This is a genomic window from Olivibacter jilunii (assembly GCF_900607235.1).
Classification (GTDB): domain Bacteria; phylum Bacteroidota; class Bacteroidia; order Sphingobacteriales; family Sphingobacteriaceae; genus Olivibacter; species Olivibacter oleidegradans.
Genome location: NZ_LR027853.1, coordinates 400,709 through 422,286, shown reverse-complemented (window position 1 = coordinate 422,286; position 21,578 = coordinate 400,709). Strand labels below are relative to the sequence as shown.

The window sequence follows — 21,578 nt, the reverse complement described above, 5'->3', positions numbered from 1 at the left end:
GGGGGGGGGGGGGGGGGGGGGGGGGGGGGGGGGGGGGGGGGGGGGGGGGGGGGGGGGGGGGGGGGGGGGGGGGGGGACAAAAAATGAAAGATATATATATCAAAAAAATAACCTAAAACTAATTTCTATAAAAAAAATAGAATAAAATTCCAGTTAAACAACAATTTTAAAAACCATAACAAAACAATTGCATGAAATAAAAAAGACTAAACAGTAAAAAAACCGTTATCAAATTATCCAAACACCGTAAACCAAACGAAAAAAATGAAATCGATTACCAAAATTTCTTCAACATTTATGTTTTGCGCCCTTGCCCTAGGTGCAAATGCTCAAGAGAATGAAACAAGTCCATTAGTCATAACCGGTTCGGCTGACATGTACTATAAGTACGATTTTTCCGGGTATAGAACGGAAAATGGGTATTCCAATATTCCTACCAGCTTTGCTAATGAGCAAAATTCTATTTCACTAGGTATGTTAGACCTAGCTGTCAGCAAAAAGGTGAATAAAGCTTCTTTTGTTGGAGAAATTTCTTTTGGCCCTCGCGGACAAGGTCAATCCATTGTTCCCGGCAAAGATGGCGATTCCTTCCATTTGCAAAACCTGTATGTTAGCTATGATTTTACCGACAAGTTTTCAATGACTGCAGGTTTCATGGGAACCTTTATAGGATATGAAATTATTTCACCTACGGGTAACTTTAACTACTCTACTTCCTATCTTTTTTCGACAGGCCCTTTTCAAAATGCCGGAATAAAGGGCACGTACACCTTTTCAGAGAAGGTAAGTTTAATGGTTGGTCTTTTCAATGACTGGAATCAATACCAGGATCTCAATGGCGTATCACATGTGGGGGCCCAACTTCACGTTTCGCCTGTAGAAGGCTGGGATGCATACCTCAATTTTCTTAATGGCCATTCGGCACCTGACGTAAGTGGTACCGGCACCATCTTCGACTTAACCACTTCTTACCAAATAACCGACGCATTCAAACTCGGTCTGAACGGTGCAAATTATAAGATTTCCGATGACGAAGGTGGTTATCACGGCGGTGCCTTGTACGCCCAGTACGCCTTTTCTGATGCCTTTGCCTTAGGTGCACGGGGCGAGTATTTCAAAAACAAGGACACAACGGTAGATAATGTAAAAACGGAAGGCACTTCGATTAAGGCTATCACTCTTAGCGGGAATGTAAAAGCGGGTCCTTTAACGATCATACCCGAACTCCGGCTCGACTCCGGTTCGGAGGAAATATTCTTCAAAAAGAATTTAAATACGACAAAAACAGCGTCACAGTTTTTAATTGCAGCTGTGTACGCATTCTAAAGAAAATAGTAGAAATCAACTTTAAGTACAATTATGGAAACAAATTCAATCAAACAATCGACACCCTTTCTGGTCTTGATTGCGGTGGCTATTGCCTCAATTTTTATTCAACCCGTCACAGCATTTAATGGTGAGGGCGTTTACAGTGGAGCTGACATTGCATGGGTAATTACGGCAGCAGCCTTGGTTTTCCTGATGACTCCCGGTTTGGCTTTTTTTTATGGAGGTATGGTGCATCGAAAAAATGTAATCTCCACGATGATCAAAAGTGTAGTTGCGGCCGGAATCGTAAGTGTAATCTGGGTTATTGTTGGGTTTAGCCTCTGTTTCGGTGATTCGATAGGCGGTTTCATTGGTGATCCAAAAACATTTCTGTTCTTTAATAACGTAATTTCCGGTGAACCTTGGGGCGGTGGACCTACGATTCCACTTTCCTTATTTGCACTTTTTCAGCTAATGTTCGCCATCATTACCCCCGGATTAGTAGTCGGTGCCGTTGCCGAACGCATCCGATTTACATCCTACATCCTTTTCATCGTATTGTTCTGTCTGTTTGTTTATGCTCCCTTGGCACACTGGAGCTGGCACCCCGAAGGCTTTTTAGCTAAGATGGGCGTGCTTGATTTCGCTGGTGGAACCGTGGTACATATATCTGCAGGCTGCGCTGCACTAGCAGGAGCATTGGTACTAAAACGCAGAAAATCGCACCTTGAACACCAAGAAGTACCACCGGCAAACATTCCCTATGTATTAATAGGCACCGGTTTGCTTTGGTTCGGTTGGTTTGGCTTTAACGCAGGGTCGGCACTGGCTGCAAATGATTTAGCGGTATCCGCGTTCGGCACGACGAATACAGCCGCCGCTGCAGCAGGCCTGTCCTGGATGTTTTTTGATGTCATTAAAGGAAAAAAACCATCTGTACTAGGTTTTTGTATCGGAGCGGTTGTCGGCCTGGTAGCCATTACCCCCGCAGCGGGCTTCGTAGCAATTCCGCAAAGCATTTTCATCGGCGTGGTTGCGGCCATCATTTCTAATCTTGTCGTTCAATGGAAATCTAAGTCAGCTTTGGATGATACGTTGGATGTATTCCCTTGTCATGGCGTAGGCGGTATGGTTGGCATGTTGTTGACGGGTGTTTTTGCCAGCAAAAAGGTGAATCCAATAGGTAACGACGGCCTCTTCTATGGCAATCCAGAGTTCTTTTTCACCCAATTGAAAGCGATGCTTATCGTTGTAGCCTTCAGCTTTGCAGTATCTTTCGTCATCTTTAAGCTGGTTAATTTGATTCAGCCACTTCGTGTTACTTCCGAGGAAGAAGAGCAAGGTTTAGATTTATCGCAACACAACGAAAACTATACACAGGGCACTTTGATTTCATCGCCAAGTGCCTAAACAACGATGCCTGATGCAGCCATTTTCTTTTGAAGAGAACTGCATCAGGAAAGAATATTTACATTTTTTTATTTTTTTTCTTGTTTCATAATAATTCTTACATATATTTGCGGTATCAAAAAGAAAAAATGAAATACACAGCTGCATATTGGTTCTTTGGTTACTTTTACTTTAGCAGTAAGGGCCGGGATTAATATGCATGTATAAAGAAATAAAATGTATAAGAAAGTCCCGGTTGTTCACCGGGACTTTTTTTTTGAGATTTAAAATGAGCAAAATAAGAGTAGCTATTCAAGGAACACGTGCTTCTTTCCACGAAGAAGCAGCTTTCAAATATTTCGGTCAAGACATCCAGACGGTGGAGTGCGAAACTTTTAAACATACATGCGAGGCTTTAAAGAAGAATGAGGCAGACTATGTTGTGATGGCCATCGAAAACTCCATTGCCGGAAGTTTGCTTCCTAACTACACACTACTGCACGATTATCACTTCCCGATTGTAGGTGAGGTCTATTTAAGCATTCAGCTTAACCTGCTAGCTTTACCAGGAACTAAACTAGAACAGATCAAAAAGGTAGAATCTCATCCTATTGCCTTACGGCAGTGTGCTGATTACTTGGAGGAACACCCTCAATTTAAAATAACGGAAGGTACCGATACGGCCTCCTGCGCAAAAAAAATCGCCGAAAATAAATTAACTGACACGGCAGCTGTAGCGAATCAGTTAGCGGCAAAATTATATGGTTTGGAAATCATTGATCGGAGGATTGAAACAAACAAAAAGAACTATACGCGCTTCCTGATTCTCTCCAAAGAAAAAACAGAAAATCCCAAAGCCAACAAAGCAACGCTGCTCTTTCAAACAGACAATAGCATCGGATCCTTAGCTCGTGTACTCACTTTTTTTGCTGAAGAGCAAATAAACATGAGTAAAATCCAATCGATGCCCGTATTGGGAAAGCGCAATGAATATGATTTTTATGTGGACATTGAGTGGAAAAAACAAAACAACTACGATGCAGCGATTCGGAAAACGCTCAAACATACCATTAATTTTAACATTTTAGGCGAGTATATAAAAAACGATAAGGTATAATAAACTAGGAATTATTAACAGCAATACAAAATATAATACAATAGAACAATGAAGCTAAATTTAGACATCTTGCCCTTAAGCTCATGGTTAGCTACCGGCAAAGAACCCTTAGTAATTGCGGGACCCTGCAGTGCCGAAACAGAAGAACAAGTAGTTGCTACGGCTCATTTGCTGGCTGCCACCGGCAAGATCTCTGTGTTACGCGCAGGCATCTGGAAACCCCGTACTCGTCCGGGCGAATTTGAAGGCATTGGAAGCATCGGCCTGGAATGGTTAAAACGAGCTAAAGAAGAGACCGGCTTATTGACCGCAACAGAAGTGGCTACCGCCAAACATGTAGAGGAGGCGTTAGCTGCCGGTGTGGATATACTATGGGTAGGTGCCCGCTCAACTGCCAATCCTTTTACCGTTCAGGAAATTGCTGATGCCCTACAGGGCGTCGATGTTCCAGTCTTAGTAAAAAACCCGGTTAATCCCGACCTGTCGTTGTGGATTGGTGCTTTAGAGCGTATCAATCGCGCCGGAATCAAGAAATTGGGCGCAATACATCGTGGTTTTTCTTCTTATGAAAAAACAGCTTTCCGTAACGAGCCTATGTGGGATCTAGCTATTCAGTTAAAAACGGTAGCCCCCGAACTTCCTATCATCAATGATCCTAGCCATATTTGCGGCACAAGAGAATTAATACCTTACGTAGCGCAAAAAGCAGTGGATTTGGACATGCAAGGCTTTATCATTGAGTCGCACATCGACCCATCGGTAGCTTGGACAGACGCAAAGCAACAAGTAACTCCAGCAGCATTAGCAGACCTCATTAACAACCTTTCCCTTCGAAAAGCAGAATCAAATGACCCCGTATTCGAAGATAAACTTGCTGCCCTGCGGAAAGAGATTGATGCTATTGATGATCAGATCATCAAAAAAGTTGCAGATAGAATGAAAATCGTTGAAAAAATCGGTGAATACAAAAGAGACAATAAAGTAACGATTTTACAGGTAAATCGCTGGGAGGAAATCATCGAGAAACGCAGCAAATTTGCAAAGGCCTTAAACCTGGAGGAAGACTTTACTGTTAAATTATTAGAATTGATTCACGGTGAATCTATTCGCAAACAGAATCAAATCATGAACGCCAAACCAGCAGTGGAGGCCTAATGAACACGAAAACACTCAGCGTATCGTATCCGAACGGGGCCATACAAGGCACCGTTCAATTAACCGGATCTAAAAGTGAAAGTAATCGCGCGCTTATTTTAAGCGCGCTCAGCAAAGGAAAAGTTCGCATCGAGAATCTATCCAATGCAGATGATACTGTAACCCTGAAAGCTGTTTTGGACTCGCTGCATACACCGCAGGAAAACCGAACAATTGATGTCGGACCTGCGGGAACGGCTATGCGTTTCCTTACCGCCTACCTTTCAACCATTCCGGGCTCCTTCGTATTAACGGGGTCTGAACGGATGAAACAACGTCCCATAGGTATCTTAGTTGATGCGCTTCAAACCATTGGCGCGCATATAAATTACATTGAACAACCAGGCTTCCCTCCTTTGCAAATACATGGTAATTTCACGCAACAGCAGGAAGAAGTCTTTATAAAAGGTGATGTCAGCAGTCAATACCTATCCGCTTTATTACTTGTTGCTTCGTTTCTTCCTAAGGGGCTTCGTCTAAATATCCTAGGCACCTTAACATCCAAACCCTACGTCGATATGACCTTGGATATGTTAAGAGAAACAGGAATTACTCATGAGTGGAATGAAAATAGCATTACAATCCGCAAGCAACCCGTACAAGATTCGATCCTACACGTAGAGCCTGATTGGAGTGCCGCATCTTACTGGTATGCCTTAGTAGCACTTGCGCCACTGGGTAGTTGCTTATTTTTACCCGGACTTAAAGATCGCAGTCTACAAGGCGATCGTGCAATTGCTGGAATTATGGCAAACTTTGGTGTTCGTTCCACCTTTGAAAATAAAGGTGTTAAAATTGAGAAAACGACTACATCGGACAGCAAACGGTTTTTTGATTTAAAAGAATGCCCTGATTTAGCACAAACCATTATTGCTTGTTGTGCAGCTCTGGGATACGATGCAAGCTTTACCGGTTTAGAAACCCTTAAGATCAAAGAGACAGACCGTATTTTAGCGCTTCAAAATGAATTAGCTAAATTTGGAGTGCAATTGCTTGAAGACAATCAAATTTATCACTTGAGGACATCAAACAAAGCGATGCCAAAAAGCACCGTAATAAAAACCTACGAAGACCATCGTATGGCAATGGCCTTTGCTCCGTTGGCTCTTGCTTTTGACGAGATTGTAATCGAAGATCCTGCGGTAGTGGGGAAATCATACCCCGCTTTCTGGGAGCATTTGGCAAGCGTAGGTTTTATATTAGATTAAGCAAGCGTCCTTCGAGAACATACAATTACTTTAACAAAAATTATTACCTATGGCAGGAAATTCATTCGGACAGAGCTTTCGTATTACTACTTTTGGAGAATCTCATGGAGATGCTATTGGTGTAATCATTGATGGCTGTCCTCCAAATATAAGTGTCGACCTTGATTTTATACAGGCTGAGCTCGATAAACGCAAACCTGGTCAGTCAAAAATCACCACCCAACGAAAGGAAAGCGACACCGTTAAAATTCTTTCCGGCATTTTCGAAGGAAAAACTACCGGCACTCCGTTGGCAATGCTCATTCCAAACGAAGACCAACGCTCGAAGGATTATTCTCATATTCAGGATAAGTATCGTCCTTCTCATGCCGATTATACTTATCAAACGAAGTACGGCATACGTGATTATCGAGGAGGTGGACGTTCTTCGGCTAGAGAAACTGCGGCAAGAGTAGCAGCAGGGGCTGTGGCCAAACTTTTTCTTAAAGAACTTGGTATAAGCATTTTTGCCCACGTGTCAGCCGTTGGAAATATAGAAGCCCCTAATTTGGGAGATCTGGATGTAAATCAATTAGTGGCTATTCGGGAAGCAAACATTGTTCGATGTGCCGATCCTGCTACGGCCAACCAAATGATTACTTTTATTGATTCCGTCAGAAAAGAGGGAGATACCGTTGGTGGCGTGGTGAGTGCGGTTATAAAGGGAGTTCCGGTCGGTTTAGGTGAGCCGGTATTTGACAAATTGCATGCCGATTTAGGCAAAGCTATGTTAAGTATCAATGCGGTTCATGGTTTCGAATACGGATCAGGCTTTAGCGGTGCAAGCATGCGCGGTTCAGAACATAACGATATTTTCGTTAATCCTATTAAGCAGGCGACTTCGCTTAAAACCTTAACGAACTTTTCAGGTGGTATTCAAGGCGGTATCTCAAATGGTATGGACATCAATTTCAGGGTCGCGTTTAAACCTGTCGCAACGATTATGCGTTCACAATCTACGATTAACCAGCAAGGAGAAGAAACAGAGATTTCAGGAAAAGGTCGGCACGACCCCTGTGTTGTTCCCAGGGCGGTAGCGATTGTAGAAGCGATGGCTGCCTTAGTAATTGTTGATCACTATTTACGCAATTTGAATTTAGGTCGTGCGTAACGATCTCTATCTATCGTCGTCATTTCAGTTGAGACCAGTGCGATGAATATAAACTAGAAAATTTCCAGCTTCGCACTGCCTAATCGAAATGACGACTTTTAACTTCTTTTTTAGATAATTTCCGGAAATTTATCAGGATTGGATTCATGCATCATCGAGTAAATCATCTCGATGATATCATCTACAGATGGTTTCGTAAAGTAATCCCCATCCGAACCATAAGGTGGCCGATGTGCTTTAGCGGATAGAGTACGAGGTTTACAATCGAGATGGAAATATCCGTTTTGCTCTTCCAAAACTTGTTGCAATATAAAGGCAGAAGCTCCGCCAGGAACGTCTTCATCTACTACCAACAGTTTGCTGGTTTTTGAGAGCGATTGCCCACAAGTATGTAGTTTATCAAAAGGCTGTAAGGTTTGTGCATCTACAATTTCAACCGAAATTCCCATTTCACTTAGTTCACCCGCAGCCTCCTGTACCAAGCGAAGTGTAGATCCATAAGAAACAACCGTAATATCGCTACCCACTCTCACCACCTCAGCGATTCCTAAAGGAACCGTGAAATCGCCCACATTGGCAGGCATTCGTTCTTTCAAGCGATAACCATTCAGACTCTCAATCATCAGTGCCGGTTCGTCCGACCGCAACAAGGTATTGTACATACCGGCAGCTTGCGTCATATTACGTGGTACACATACATGAAGTCCTCTCAAGCAGCCTAAGATCATCGACATAGGCGAACCTGAATGCCATATTCCTTCCAAGCGATGTCCCCTGGTACGAATAATTAAAGGTGCCTTTTGCCCACCCTTGGTACGATAACTTAAAGACGCCAAATCGTCACTCATTACCGTGAGTCCATATAGTAGATAATCTACATACTGAATTTCAGCAATTGGCTTCAGCCCTCTTAGTGCCATACCCAAGCCTTGTCCGATGATAGCCGTTTCCCGAATACCGGTATCAAAAATACGATGTTCGCCAAATTTAGCTTGCAAGCCTGCGAAACCCTGATTTACATCGCCGATAGCTCCTACATCTTCACCGAAAGCCAATAAACGCGGTTCACGACTAAAATTGGCAGCGAAGCAAGCGTTAAGCACCTCGCGCCCGTCTACCATTCTTGCATCTTCATCGTAAGCCACCGGTACCATCTCTACCTTATCCGGCGCCTCCGGCGTATCAGTAAATAGCTTTGAATTATAACGTTCGTAATTGACATTTTGTTGCTTTCTATACCATCGGATTAAAGCATCCTTTCCTTGGCTTTCTTGCCCCCTCAATTCTCTTAAAGCCTTTCTAATGGTACCGTAAATTTGCTTTAAATTCGGTTCTTTGATTGCATTTAGTCGATTAGCTAAAATTTTTGCCGACTTATGCTCAATCGCATTCAGCAATTCAATAGCCTTTGCTTTTTCTTCGGCAAAAGCGCCTATATAATCTTTCCAAGCTCTCACTTGCTCTTCCTTCACAAATTCTTTCGCCTGCTGCTCAATTATGACCAGTTCGTCTTCCGTTGCGATGGCCGATTCGAGCATCCATTTTCTCATCTGCACCAGGCAGTCATATTCAGCTTCCCAGTCGAGCCGGTCTTTTGATTTATATCGCTCGTGAGATCCGGAAGTGGAATGCCCTTGTGGTTGTGTCATCTCTATCACATGGATAAATACCGGAACATGTTCCTCCCTACACATACGAATAGCACGTTCGTAAGTTTCACAAAGGCCTGGATAATCCCACCCGCGCACTTTGAATATCTCATACCCTTCCCCCTTTTCATCTCGTTGAAAACCTCGCAATACTTCCGAAATGTCTTCTTTCGTCGTTTGGTACTTATTGGGGACCGAAATGCCGTAACCATCATCCCAAACAGAAATAGCTAAGGGAATCTGTAACACGCCGGCAGCGTTGAATGCTTCGAAGAAAACCCCCTCCGAAGTGGAAGCATTACCGATCGTGCCAAAAGCCACCTCGTTCCCATTGTTTGAAAAATGCGTTAAATAAGCAAGCTCCTTGTTTTCTCGATATACTTTCGACGCCTGCGCTAAGCCAAGCAATCGCGGGATTTGTCCGCCGGTGGTAGAAACATCTGCCGAAGAGTTTTTAAGTTGCGTTTGATTGACCCAACTTCCATCGGCATTTAGCTCGCGTGTAGCAAAATGGCCATTCATCATGCGACCTCCTGATGCAGGCTCCGCCTCAATATCCGGATGTGCATACATCTGAGAAAAAAATTCATACACATTTGATATACCGGTAGCAAAAGCAAAAGTCTGATCTCGATAATAACCCGAACGCCAATCTCCCTCTTTAAAGACCTTTGCCATTGCAATCTGTGCCACCTCCTTGCCATCACCGAAAATGCCGAACTTGGCTTTTCCCGTTAATACCTCTTTCCGTCCTAACAAGCTAGCTTCCCTACTCTCGCATATAATGCGATAATCATTCAATACTGTAGCTTTAAAATCTTCAAAGCTAAGTTTCGAGGTATCAATCGGATCCGTATATTTCAAGTGAGTATCTGACATATCAAGAAATCATGCTTAAAATTCAAAAGTAATAAAAATTATATAAAATTCTGCGTTATGCCTACAAACCCCAAAGCTATTTTAAAATTTCACATAAAGAACAAACAAAATTTCAGCTGTGCACATAAAGCATTATATCATAAATTAAATTGGTTCATTCTTCCGTAAAAGTAACATTATTAGTCGACTATAAAAAAACGGAATTGTTTCGCACTAGTTGGCACCATAAAATGAAGCGCTTCACTATCAAATAGAAACAAATATATTACTTACTTTATTGGCATTATAATTGCCTTTTATCATATTTTTGTTATAAATTTATGCGAAGAATTGAAGTTTGCTTGCTTTTGGACAGCACCGGCAAAGGTGCTGTAAAGCATAGGAAATAGATTCTTATACAAAAACAAAAAGATGAGACTGTCTCAGATAACGGCAGATTACTTCATCGCTAAAAAATGTATGCAAATGAAAAAACTATTAACCATTTTTACGCTTTTAGTGGCTTTCACAGCCTTCACGGCTTGGAAAGTAGATGGCAATGCGGAGTTTAAGTTCGAAAAAGAGACTTATGATTTTGGCAAGATTCCCCAAGGTAAACCCGTTTCGTATGAATTTAAGTTTACGAATGTAGGAACTGAACCTTTGATTATTACCAAAGTCGAGTCTTCTTGTGGTTGTACCGTTCCTAAGTACACAAATGCGCCGATAAAGCCGGGTGAAGCGGGATCCATCAGTGTAACCTTCAACGCAGCCCAGGCGGCACCTTTCAGCAAGTCGGTAACCATCCGTTCAAATGCAAAGACGCCGCTAAAGTCCCTTTATATAAAAGGAGAAGTAGTAAAATAAAGCATTTAATAAGAACAACAGGAAGCCGCTTCATAAACTAAGCGGCTTTTTTTGTTGATTTACTTTAGTAAGTTTGTATCAAAATTGCCAACAATATATTATGCCAACAATATCCAACAAGGGTAAGCGCATGCCCGCTTCCCCTATTAGAAAATTGACACCCTATGCCGACGAAGCAAAAAAAATGGGCAAAAAAGTTTTCCATCTCAATATCGGACAACCTGACATTGAAACGCCGGAAACCATGCTCAATGCCGTTAAAAACATTAACTTCAAGGTGTGGGCCTATACTCCCTCACAAGGAAATGCCAGCTATCGCGAAAAGTTAAGCACTTATTATAATAACATTGGTTATAATATCTCAGCAGATAACATTCTCGTAACCACCGGCGGATCGGAGGCAATTACAATTGCCATGGAATCTTGTTTCGATCCCGGAGATGAAGTGATTATACCGGAGCCTTTTTACGCCAATTATAACGGCTTCGCATGCATGGCCGGTGTGGAAGTAAAGCCAATTCCTTCCAGTATAGATAATGGCTTTGCTTTACCCAATATTGCCGAATTTGAAAAGTTGATTGGTCCGAAGACGAAAGGCGTTATCATTTGCAACCCCAACAATCCTACGGGATACCTCTATTCGCAGGAAGAGATGGAGGCACTGAAAGGACTCTGCCTTAAACACGATCTTTACCTTTTTTCTGATGAGGCTTACCGAGAATTCTGTTACGATGGTAATACTTTCATTTCTCCGATGCATATGGAAGGATTGGAAAATCATGTCGTCGTTTTTGATACCGTATCCAAGAGATATAGCGCATGTGGTGCTCGACTAGGCTGTTTAATCACCAAAAACCGAGAGATACTGGAAGCCGGTTTAAAATTTGCACAGGCAAGATTAAGCCCTCCCGCAGTTGCCCAGATAGCAGGCGAAGCTGCTATTGACACGCCACAAAGTTACTTTGATAATGTAATCAGTGAATATACAAAAAGACGAGATTTACTGGTAGAAGGACTGAATAAAATCCCAGGTGTCTACTGCCCTACTCCGGGTGGTGCATTTTATGTAGTTGCGAAACTACCAATCGATAATGCGGATAAGTTCTGCCAATGGATGCTGGAAGAATTTGACTATAATAACCAGACGGTTATGATGGCACCGGCAACCGGATTCTATTCAGATACCCGTTTAGGTGAACAGCAAGTTAGGCTTGCTTATGTTTTATGCCTGGAAGACTTGGCCAGCGCCATAAGTTGCATTGAAAAAGGACTGGAAAACTATCCGGGTCGTACACAGTAAGTTAAACTATCTCATTTTAATAAAGGCCGGATAACCATTCGGCCTTTGCCTTCAAATAAGACCAACATCTGTTGAACATTGCAGGCCTAAGCAATCACTTCCTTTCGCCCTCGCATTTTTTTTGATTCCGCAACTTCAGTAGCACTTACTTCAATGTAAATCGAGGTGCCTTTATTCGGCGTTGATTGAATTTCGCATACACCCTTTAAAAGTTGTGTACGGGAGAGCAGGTTTTTCAGGCCGAGCCCCTTTGACTTCGATCCCTCGACATCAAATCCCACACCATTATCTTCTATAGTAATTGCTAGTCTATTTTCTGTGGCTACCAACTGTACAATCCCTTCCGTGGCCTCCGAATGTTTTACCATATTGGCAACGGCTTCTTGTATCATGCGATACAATAAAAGTTCGTCGTCTTTTTTGAATTTTGGCAATGTACCAATAACATAGCAATTCAGTTCAAGTGAGGAGCTTCGAACCCGACGGCAGAACTCTTCTATAGCATAGGCAAAGCCTTCCTCAAGTACAGCCTCCGGTGCAAGGTTATGAGAAATATTCCTGATCTCCTTTAGAGCCGATTCGAGCAGGCGATTGACATCATTCCCTTCGGTCTTCGGCTCATTGACGAGCTCCATACCTAAGTGAAGTTTTGCTGCTGAGAGTATGCTTGCTACCCCATCATGCAATTCACGTGCAGTCCGAGCGCGTTCTTCCTCTTCGCCTCTCAACTTCGCTTCCAACAAACGACTTTCTTGCCGTGACGCTTCTGCCTTCCGTTTCAATTTGTTGATAAATCTGCTAAAAATAAAGAAGACGCCGAGTATCACCATTGCCAATATAGAAAGGATTATCCACTTATTTTTGCGTTCGAGTTCACGTTGCTGCTTGCTGATCTTGAGGTCTCTTTCTACCAAAGCTTTTTGTTTCTCCGACGCTTGGTACTTCACTTCCAACTCCTGAATAGTATGATGTGTTTCGCTATTAAGCAGCGAATCACTGAGTTGCTCATACTGTTTACGTAGGTCAAGTGCCTCTCGATATGATCCGGTGGCTTCTTTAATCTCCGCTCCGGAAAGTAGCAGTTCCATTTGCTGCGGCTTAGCAAGCTCATTTTCGGCAAGGGCCAACGCCTTGCTAAAATAAGTATCCGCCTCTCCATATCGCTTCATGTTTTTATAAACTGTCGACAGTCCGGCAAGTATGTACACCTCATTGCCTGGCGGCGCTTTTGCAAGTAGAGCTTGCGCCTTATCGTAGGTTAAAAGTGCCACTTCATACCTTTTTTGTCGACAATAAATGTCAGCGAGATTAATAAGCGCCCTTAGTTGCATAGGCGGATCAGTTAAAGACCGACCAAGCGCCAATAGCTCTAGGCAGTGTTTTTCAGCATCAGCCAGCTTACCACTCATAGCCTCCGCAACCAGCATATTGACTAAACTACTCCCAATGCCGGCCGAATCCTGTAATTCTTCAGCGATTTGATACGATTTTATGGCATAGCGCAAGCCCTTCGCTAAATCGTTCATATCAAGTAGCAATGAACTGAGGTTGTTATAGTATTTTCGTAAAAACGAGCTATCCTGTCGCGTAGGACGATCGATGTCCGATAAAATATTCAGGGCACTCATCAACATTTCAGAGGCTCGTTGCATTTCCCCCAAAGCCTGATATTGCAAAGCCATGTTATTATACGCCGCAGCAGCCCGTGGTAAATCCTTAAGTTTAAGGCTGATTGCTAATTGCTTTTTAGCCATAGCTAAGGCTTCATTATATCGAACCTCCTGGTACAAAAAGACACAATAATGACCAGCATACTGCAGCATTCCTTTATCAAATACCAGACGCTGAGCCAGTTTACCTGCCTCTTTAAAATAGAATTCGGCGGAATCCGCTGATCCCTGCTGCTGTTTCTCTTTCGCCAGATTAACCAGCATATATACGCGGCTCGTATCAGCTTGGCTGATTTGTCCTAGCGCCTTGGCCATCATGATACTTAATACAAATAGCAAAAAAAAGCGCTTTAACGTACAGATTCTTTTATAGGTAGGCAACAAAGGAATAACCGCCCGATTACCTGATACAGTTTCATTTTTGGTTTCCATTTAGGTGATTAAATTTCAAAACTAATTTAGAAAATTATTATGATAAAGGCGTATGTATCTGCTAAATACTCTATTCGTTCATGGCATCAATTTAACGCTTATCGCCATTTTTTGATACTTCATCGAATCCTATAAAAAGAGCTTGTTTAAAGGGTCATATTTGTTAAGCCCTTACGGGGGAAAACCAACTCAACTTAATTTAAATGGATACTTTAATCAGTAAAATATGGTATTATACCATACCCCTCTTTTCCCCGGCTATGCTCAAATTACTATTCTTCGGCTCCGTCGCAATTATATCAAACAGTCATTGCCTTTATGAATTACCGGGAAAAACGATTAAAATCCAGCAACGTATATATGGTAAACCAAAATTAAATTTCTTGATATTACACGATGACGAGAACACCGGAAAAGAAGCGGCAGAGATCTATTGCAGTTTAATTGGCGGCTCAATTACCGAACTCTGTTATGGCGAGGTACGCAATATTACGTTTAGGAACAAAAAGGGCAATTACGCTTTTGATCCGAATCAAATGTTTGAATCAACGGGATTATATAAAAGCATGCGGTTTTATAGCAAACAGGCCCCTACTGCCAAAGAAATACAACCAGTACGGTCCTTAGCTGATTCTTTACTCCAACGCTACAAAAACCTCCACACAAACTGTTTTATTACTTTGCATAATAACACCGAGGGCAATTTCAATATTAACTCTTACCTAAGCGGAAAGCTTAAAACTGTAGCGGATAGCGTTTATGTCAACCCACTTATGGACGCTGACGATCTGATATTCGTCACCGAAGCTAGCTACTATACTTATCTGCGGCGGATGGGAATAAACGTGGTGCTACAAAGTACCCAGGCAATAGACGGTTCGCTTTCGGTCTATGCGCAGCAACGTCGCATCCCTTATATAAATATTGAAATTCAGCACGGGCACCTTACCGAAAATCTTCGCTTAATATTGGTAGTAGAGCAGATGCTAAAACAATTAAAAATGATTTAACCTCTGCCAAACTTTAGTAAGGCATGAGCTATTTATTAATGCAAAAAAATGAGAAAGAAATCTTCAAAAAACAACTATGCAGAAATGTTCGGATTGCTGGGCCAGGTTAGACAAAAACGTGCGCTAAGAATTAAAGCCAACGATATGAGTTTGCAGCAGCGATTGCGTATTATTCAAATGATATTCCAACTGAGTGAAGAGCAGGTTGAAGATCGTAGCTTAGCCGAATAAACTGCTAGGCTACGATCCAAAAAATCGATTAGGTTAATTTCGTATTACACGCACCCTTTATTGAATACGGATAAATTCGACCCTCCGATTACGTGTCCTTCCCTTGACCGTTTGATTGTCAGCAACAGGCTCTGATTCACCTTTTCCACTCGTTTGCAAGCTGATTTCTGCGATACCATATCGCGTTGTTAATGCCCGCTTTACCGCTTCCGCCCTGCGCTCACTAAGGATCTGGTTGCTTTTATCATCCCCTACCGCATCCGTATGTCCTATCACCTGTATTTTGGCAGCCTGATCTTCGGCCAATATAGAGGCAATAAATTTCAAAACACCTTCAGACTCCGGAAGAATAGTTGCTTGCCCCGTGCTAAAAAGAATGCCGGTAGTGCTAAATTTTCCTTCTTTCTGTAACTTAGTCCGACCATCCGGCATACCTTTTGCAATTTTAACATTGCTTATATATACACCAACCTGTTCATCCTTATAAGGACTGCTCGACAGGCTGAAGAACACTTGATTAAATTCATTTTCGCCGGGTATTCCTTTTGGTACATCGTACAGCTTCTCGCCATTAAGCCAGATACGCAAGCGTTCCTTTTGGCCCTGGATCGCTATATGTACCGGCTTCCCGTACCATTGAGCTAGCTCAGTATGTTTTTTCGGCATACTATGAAAGTAGCGAGTATAAGCCTGATAGCTTTCCAAGGCGATATTGGCGCAATCAGCAAGCGGTGCCAGTTCAGTATAGAAAGATTTAACACCTTTCGGATCATTCAACAACGTATTGTCTGTAGAAGAAACATTACCCGAGGCCAATAGGCCAAACCGGAAAGATGGCGGCAACCAACCTTTTAAATCAAATTGCATAAGCAAATCAAATTCTACCGTAAAATCGGGTCCGAGTAGCTGATCATTACTACTGAGGCATACGCTGCGCTGGGCTAGTCGCAACCAATTACCCGGAATTTGATTGAGCTTTACAAGCACTGAACCCGCGTTGCTGTTCCAGCCTGAGGGCAGTTCACCATTCACATCGTCCGCAAAATCAGCTGCATAAATAATCGAATCTCCTGGCACAAAATCATATTTTGCAAAAGCCTTGATAAACGTGGTGCTGTCAGGCGTAACCTGTGTCAAAGATGCTTCCGGTTTTTCAGCAAGAACTTTCGTGTTTCCTTTCACGCTAGTGCCATCAATTGCTTTATCGACACCCTCTCCTACCACCTTATCGGCTTTGTTCCGTACTTTTTCTGTGGCCGTTTGTTCCACTCTGTTTTTGATTTTTTTAAAAAGGGACTGAGCTTGCGCGCTTGATCCTACGCCAAGACCTACGAGGTAAATACTCATCCCCAAACTTAGCCTTATTATTCCAAATGCATTCATGTTATTTAATTTATAGCTATCAAATTTACAGGCGTTTAAGAGTTTAGGTTATTATTTTCGACCAACTGCAGCATAAATGGATAAGCGCCTAATAACGTCGACTAAACAATCAAAATCCACACATCCTTTTATACGCATCTTCATCGCTTATAACAGCCATTCGTCGAAAAACTCCATTAACGAGCTGAGTGGATGGCTATACTTGCTCAAAAAAACATGAATCGCAATCAACTTTTCCATGTAGTCCTATTATTAATAGGCATCGTTTCAATTTCATCTTGTAGGAAAGATAAACTACCTGTAGATGAAGAAGTACAATCCGTTTTCGGGCAGCCGACTGCAAAACCAAAGGGTGAAGTGTTAGCTATAGGGGTATCCAAATCAATAGGTCCAGAAGGCGGTGTTTTGTCGCTCAACGATATAATCACCGTGCATGTTCCCGCAGGCGCAGTCGACAAGTCAACTTTATTTCAGATTCAACCTATACGGAATACATTAGACGATGAATCCATACATACGGGTTTCCGATTATTGCCCGAAGGCGTCCATTTCAAACAAGCTGTTCGCATTGCCTTTCCTTATGATACGGCAGATATATCAAATCCGGATACGCGTATGGTGGCCTACCAACGAAGTGATGGTGTATGGTGCGGAGTCCCTACGGTACTTGATAAAGAACGCCGACAGCTTACCGTAGAGACCACCCATTTTAGCGATTGGGTCTGGTTCGATTTCATTTCCTTACGAAAGGATAAAGAGCAGATCGGGGCCAATCAAGCGGTTAACCTGCAGTTACTGGAAATGGTTCTAGGATCACTTATGCCAGTAAACAGCATTGACAGCGTCCCTCTTGCGGCTTTCGATCCCATTGGGTATTCGAAGAGCATGAGCGTGAAAAACTGGAAAATCATCTCCGGCCCCGGCAGCCTGAAAGCAGAAAAAAATTCGCACGGCTTGATGGGAAATGCTTTATATACCGCTCCTGCTACAGTCACAAAAACCACCGATGTGGAGATTCAAGTAGAAATCGAAAGCAAAAACGGCTATATCAGCGACCCACTCGCACCCAACGGCCGGCGAAAGATGGAGAAACTCATTCTTATCACCAAAATCCGTTTAGAACCTAACAATTTTTTTTCTCTTAAAATGAATGGGGTAAGCTATGACATGTCTCATTTAGCGATAGCCGCCGTTCAAGAGAATCAGATCGTCATCAGAGGCACAAATCAAGCGCAATCGCTCGTGATAAACCTGCAATGCTTTGGTACGGCGCTCGGATCGTACGTTGGCGGTATGGAAAAGGGAAAATCCTTTATTGCACTCACACTTCCACGAAACGCAGGAGGCCTGAACAGTTATGTAAATGGGTATGACAAATGTCCCGGTTTTCAATATAGCGGTACAACCAACATCACCTCTGTAGAGGGCTTCATTGAAGGGACATTTAAGGGGACCGCGTATTACAGAGCACAGATTTGTGGGTTTAGCGATGCCAGAGAACTGGAAATTTCCTTTAAACTAAAACGCAACTGAAACTGATGAATTTTTAATTTAAATCACCATGAAATATAAACTGAATTACCGCAAGCTTTGCGCCGCCCTTTTACTGCTAACTGTTATACTGAGCCTAGCAATTGGATGTACGAAAGAAAATAATTTAGGGTCATTAGACGATAGTGACTCGAAGGCACCTGAAACGGGTTATGTTAGTGGAACTATAAAAAATGATAGGGGTATTCCGATGGAAGGCGTTCGCGTGCTAATTGATCACAGTATCTTTTTTAATTCGGATCTCAGTACAATTACCGATGACGAGGGAAAATACAAAATAAAAGTACCAGCCGGATCTTGGTACGCGTTTGCACAACACACAGCTAAATATAATGGTAAAAATTTTACTTTTTATCTCCATCCTGAAAACGCAGGTGGTTTCGGGAATGAAGGAGCCGTTCGTAATTTTGTTTGGAAATTATCGGGCGACATGCCACAGCCACTATCTGGTTATTATGGAGGATTAGTAACAATTGACAGCTTCCCAGGAGTCTACATCAATGTAAAGGAGATCGATTTCATATTTACACCACTCACGCCGCTCATTGACGGAAGTGAAGGTAAAATCCTTCATCGCATAAGTAAAGATAACCATCGCATTTTAGATGTTCCTATTGGCAAGTACCAATTAACAGCCCGCTATCAGGGAAAATCGTTGAAGTTCAGAACGTGGAACTCCGAGCAGGAATTTCAAGAGACCTACCACCTCGATTTCCTTCCTCAAGTGACCTCACAATGTGACAATTGTGCTAAAATAGAATATTATTGGGAGCCTTGATGATTGGCTCCCAAACAATAGCCATAGTAGTCTTCGTTATCCACAAAATATTCCATGGTTATTATAAAATAAGTTGTTTCATATTTTCCTGATAATGTTTGCCCACGTTTATCTGCCGGCCGTCTTCCATTGTTAAATACCATCTACCAATATCCCGATAGCAAGCATCAAGGTGTTCAATATTAATTATAAATGAACGATGTACGCGGATAAACAACGACGGATCCAACCTTTTTTCAATCGCACCAATACCAGAAGAGCTTAAATATTGTTTCATCGCGCAATGAATCACGGTGTAATCGCCAGCTGCTTTTAAATAGCAGACATCACGTAAGGAAACTCTTTTCAATCTTCCCCCTTCTTCAGCCAAAATGCTTTTCGGACGATCAGCCCAAAGCACCGCTTGGTGTGTTAGGCCTTCAAAAGCAGGTACCGTGCTAACGATCTGCAAGGCCGTATCGAGTTGTTTGTCATTATAAGGTTTTAAAAGAAACGTCGAATCTCTCCTATTTGCTAGCTGACTGACTCCACTATCGATAGCCGCTGTGTAAATTACCTTTGGCAGATGAGACGTAGTTTGCAAAAAATCAGTATCGTTAGCCTCACTCAACTGAATATCCAAGAAGAGCACGTCAGGTTCCAAGGCATTTACATATCGTATAGTTTCACATCGATTGCGACATTCTCCTACCACGCGGAATCCTGGACGACTGTTGATGTGTTGACGGATCAATTCCCGGTAACGAGACTCTCCGTCAGCGATTAAAATCGTTTTATTCATATTTAATATTATTTCTATGCAAAAACTAAAGGGAATAACCTTTCGACAGCCTATATGTCGTTGCCCAAAACTAGTACAAGGAGTTGGTGAATTTTAGCGCACTATTGCGGAGAAGAAGAATTCAGTAGTACTACTTAAATCCGTTAATCGGTAATGCACCCGAAAATTCAAGCTACCATTACCATTAATTTTGTGGAAGAAAAAAGAACAGAAATGAACCATAAAAACACTTTACGATCAATATCATTGGCGGCGGCCATCATGGTATGTTCAGCGGCTGGTAGACCGGCAGCCACAACAACAATAGTCGAGGAATCACCCTTTGGTAATCAGCACTGGACCATGCAGGCCGCAAGCATTCAGCCAGCCATCGACCTGAATGCTGATGGCAAGTTGGATACAGACTTAATGATCTTAATAAGGCCTTGCGAGCGCGATGATGCGGATCTATTTCGTGCAGATGGATTTATCATCACCCACAGAGGCGCTACCTCCTGCGAAGAAGACGAAGGCAAGGTCGAAGAAACCGGGACCTGGGCTTATAACCCGTCCACGAAAACACTGATTATGGAGCGATATGACGGCAGCAAACCCATTGAGGGCAAACTTGAAACTATTACTCCCAATAAAATCACCTTTGTTTCCACTCACCAATCGAGCAAGGGAAAGCATACTATACGAACCACCTATGTTGCTAAGAAGGTTTAAATACTAAGGTACATTCGCCAATACAACGACTAACATCAACAATACGCTAGTCGTTGTTTAAACGAAGGTGGCCGCGCTAAACCTATATACTCCGCTTTTTTTGTTATTTTGCCTACAAGAAAATACTATAAGATGATTAACGTTGGAATTGTGGATGATCATGCCCTTATCATCAGTGGCTTGGCTCATATGTTAAGCGAACAGAAAGACTGTCAACTAATTTTTACGGCCGGAACGGCTCAAGAATTAATGGAAGCCTTAACGCAGCAAGTACCACATGTACTCTTATTAGATATTGAACTGCCCGATGTTAACGGACTTGATTTATGCACGTTGCTGCAAAAGCAATTTCCAAGTATCCGAATTATAGCACTTACCAACCACGATGAAGTCGTTTATATAAAGAAAATGATGCGTAATGGTGCGCAAGGATATCTATTAAAGGGGACCGACAAAAACACGCTGATCACAGCTATCAAAATGGTATCTCAGGGCCAACAATTTATTGACAAACAGGTTGAAATAGCTGTTGTAAATCAAACAATCTCAGGCAAGCGAACAACCGTAGCGGTAAAACTGACAAGCCGAGAGCAAGAAATTCTCGCTTTGATAGCGAATGAGTATTCTAACCAGGAGATCGCCGATAAACTTTTTTTAAGCATCCGAACCGTTGAATCACATCGCCATAGTCTTAATCAGAAACTCAATGTAAAAACAATGGCGGGCCTCATTAAAGAGGCCTATTTACGTGGACTGATCTAACTGTCGGCTAAAGTCGATCGCAGCGCATTTATCCGTAGTGACACTCTTTTCTACCTTTACTACTTACGATGTCTAGGTATTATTGTATTATGCGTATTAAGGCAGTTTTCTGTGATCTCTTTTTGCCAGACATAGAATAGATAATTTATTCATAATATCGGCTTAACATACTACTTCTATATTTGGAATGATTTGACAACATAATAATAGAGTTCCAAGAAAAGGCTGGTTT

At 42.4% G+C, this 21,578-nt stretch carries 18 protein-coding genes; 14 read left to right on the top strand and 4 right to left on the bottom strand.

All coding sequences use genetic code 11. The features are described from left to right. The first annotated feature begins 264 nt into the window (after positions 1-264). The 6 genes from E0E36_RS20145 (at position 265) to aroC (ending at position 7,366) form a co-directional block, all read left to right on the top strand. Positions 265-1,326 (top strand): porin, encoded by a 1,062-nt coding sequence (locus tag E0E36_RS20145; protein ID WP_130857481.1) that lies wholly within the window; start codon positions 265-267, stop codon positions 1,324-1,326. Positions 1,327-1,359: 33 nt separating this feature from the next. Further along, on the top strand, positions 1,360-2,718 hold the full coding sequence (locus E0E36_RS20140) for an ammonium transporter (protein WP_130857480.1): 1,359 nt from the start codon (positions 1,360-1,362) through the stop codon (positions 2,716-2,718). A gap of 268 nt (positions 2,719-2,986) precedes the next feature. Then, positions 2,987-3,814 (top strand): prephenate dehydratase, encoded by an 828-nt coding sequence (locus tag E0E36_RS20135; RefSeq protein ID WP_130857479.1) that lies wholly within the window; start codon positions 2,987-2,989, stop codon positions 3,812-3,814. 48 nt (positions 3,815-3,862) lie between these two features. Beyond that, positions 3,863-4,969 (top strand): chorismate mutase, encoded by a 1,107-nt coding sequence (locus E0E36_RS20130; protein ID WP_013666484.1) that lies wholly within the window; start codon positions 3,863-3,865, stop codon positions 4,967-4,969. Then, positions 4,969-6,216: a 3-phosphoshikimate 1-carboxyvinyltransferase gene (gene aroA, locus E0E36_RS20125; protein WP_130857478.1), complete on the top strand. Its 1,248-nt coding sequence runs from the start codon at positions 4,969-4,971 to the stop codon at positions 6,214-6,216. Before E0E36_RS20130 ends, aroA begins: the two co-directional genes overlap by 1 nt. Before the next feature lie 49 nt (positions 6,217-6,265). Continuing rightward, the gene (gene aroC, locus E0E36_RS20120; protein WP_013666482.1) at positions 6,266-7,366 is read left to right on the top strand and encodes a chorismate synthase; all 1,101 of its coding nucleotides are present in this window, start codon (positions 6,266-6,268) and stop codon (positions 7,364-7,366) included. A 110-nt stretch (positions 7,367-7,476) separates the two neighbouring features. Here the strand turns inward: aroC and E0E36_RS20115 are convergent, their stop codons facing one another. Then, positions 7,477-9,894 (bottom strand): alpha-ketoacid dehydrogenase subunit alpha/beta, encoded by a 2,418-nt coding sequence (locus tag E0E36_RS20115; protein WP_130857477.1) that lies wholly within the window; start codon positions 9,892-9,894, stop codon positions 7,477-7,479. A gap of 465 nt (positions 9,895-10,359) precedes the next feature. On the opposite strand from E0E36_RS20115, the gene E0E36_RS20110 reads away from it, so the two are divergent. Continuing rightward, positions 10,360-10,740, top strand: a complete 381-nt coding sequence (locus E0E36_RS20110; RefSeq protein WP_013666480.1) for a DUF1573 domain-containing protein — start codon at positions 10,360-10,362, stop codon at positions 10,738-10,740. Between the two features lie 100 nt (positions 10,741-10,840). Then, positions 10,841-12,040: a pyridoxal phosphate-dependent aminotransferase gene (locus E0E36_RS20105; RefSeq protein ID WP_130857476.1), complete on the top strand. Its 1,200-nt coding sequence runs from the start codon at positions 10,841-10,843 to the stop codon at positions 12,038-12,040. 86 nt (positions 12,041-12,126) lie between these two features. Here E0E36_RS20105 and E0E36_RS20100 read toward each other — a convergent pair whose 3' ends face one another. Further along, the gene (locus E0E36_RS20100) at positions 12,127-14,142 is read right to left on the bottom strand and encodes a tetratricopeptide repeat-containing sensor histidine kinase (RefSeq protein ID WP_130857475.1); all 2,016 of its coding nucleotides are present in this window, start codon (positions 14,140-14,142) and stop codon (positions 12,127-12,129) included. Between the two features lie 203 nt (positions 14,143-14,345). Between E0E36_RS20100 and E0E36_RS20095 the strand changes: the two genes are divergently transcribed. Both E0E36_RS20095 and E0E36_RS20090 read left to right on the top strand, forming a co-directional pair. After that, entirely contained in the window at positions 14,346-15,152 is an 807-nt protein-coding gene (locus E0E36_RS20095) for a hypothetical protein (RefSeq protein ID WP_130857474.1), read from the top strand. A 48-nt stretch (positions 15,153-15,200) separates the two neighbouring features. Continuing rightward, entirely contained in the window at positions 15,201-15,383 is a 183-nt protein-coding gene (locus tag E0E36_RS20090) for a hypothetical protein (RefSeq protein WP_013666475.1), read from the top strand. Positions 15,384-15,440: 57 nt separating this feature from the next. Here the strand turns inward: E0E36_RS20090 and E0E36_RS20085 are convergent, their stop codons facing one another. After that, positions 15,441-16,766, bottom strand: coding sequence for an OmpA family protein (locus E0E36_RS20085; RefSeq protein ID WP_130857473.1), 1,326 nt, complete (start codon positions 16,764-16,766; stop codon positions 15,441-15,443). Between the two features lie 216 nt (positions 16,767-16,982). Between E0E36_RS20085 and E0E36_RS20080 the strand changes: the two genes are divergently transcribed. Both E0E36_RS20080 and E0E36_RS20075 read left to right on the top strand, forming a co-directional pair. Then, entirely contained in the window at positions 16,983-18,299 is a 1,317-nt protein-coding gene (locus E0E36_RS20080) for a hypothetical protein (protein ID WP_130857472.1), read from the top strand. A 28-nt stretch (positions 18,300-18,327) separates the two neighbouring features. Then, complete coding sequence (locus E0E36_RS20075) at positions 18,328-19,095, top strand: carboxypeptidase-like regulatory domain-containing protein (RefSeq protein ID WP_130857471.1); 768 nt, start codon at positions 18,328-18,330, stop codon at positions 19,093-19,095. A 61-nt stretch (positions 19,096-19,156) separates the two neighbouring features. Here the strand turns inward: E0E36_RS20075 and E0E36_RS20070 are convergent, their stop codons facing one another. Beyond that, complete coding sequence (locus tag E0E36_RS20070; protein ID WP_130857470.1) at positions 19,157-19,876, bottom strand: LytR/AlgR family response regulator transcription factor; 720 nt, start codon at positions 19,874-19,876, stop codon at positions 19,157-19,159. A 153-nt stretch (positions 19,877-20,029) separates the two neighbouring features. On the opposite strand from E0E36_RS20070, the gene E0E36_RS20065 reads away from it, so the two are divergent. Together E0E36_RS20065 and E0E36_RS20060 are read left to right on the top strand one after the other, a co-directional pair. Further along, on the top strand, positions 20,030-20,584 hold the full coding sequence (locus tag E0E36_RS20065) for a hypothetical protein (RefSeq protein ID WP_130857469.1): 555 nt from the start codon (positions 20,030-20,032) through the stop codon (positions 20,582-20,584). Between the two features lie 132 nt (positions 20,585-20,716). After that, the gene (locus E0E36_RS20060; protein ID WP_013666469.1) at positions 20,717-21,346 is read left to right on the top strand and encodes a response regulator; all 630 of its coding nucleotides are present in this window, start codon (positions 20,717-20,719) and stop codon (positions 21,344-21,346) included. Positions 21,347-21,578 lie beyond the last annotated feature (232 nt).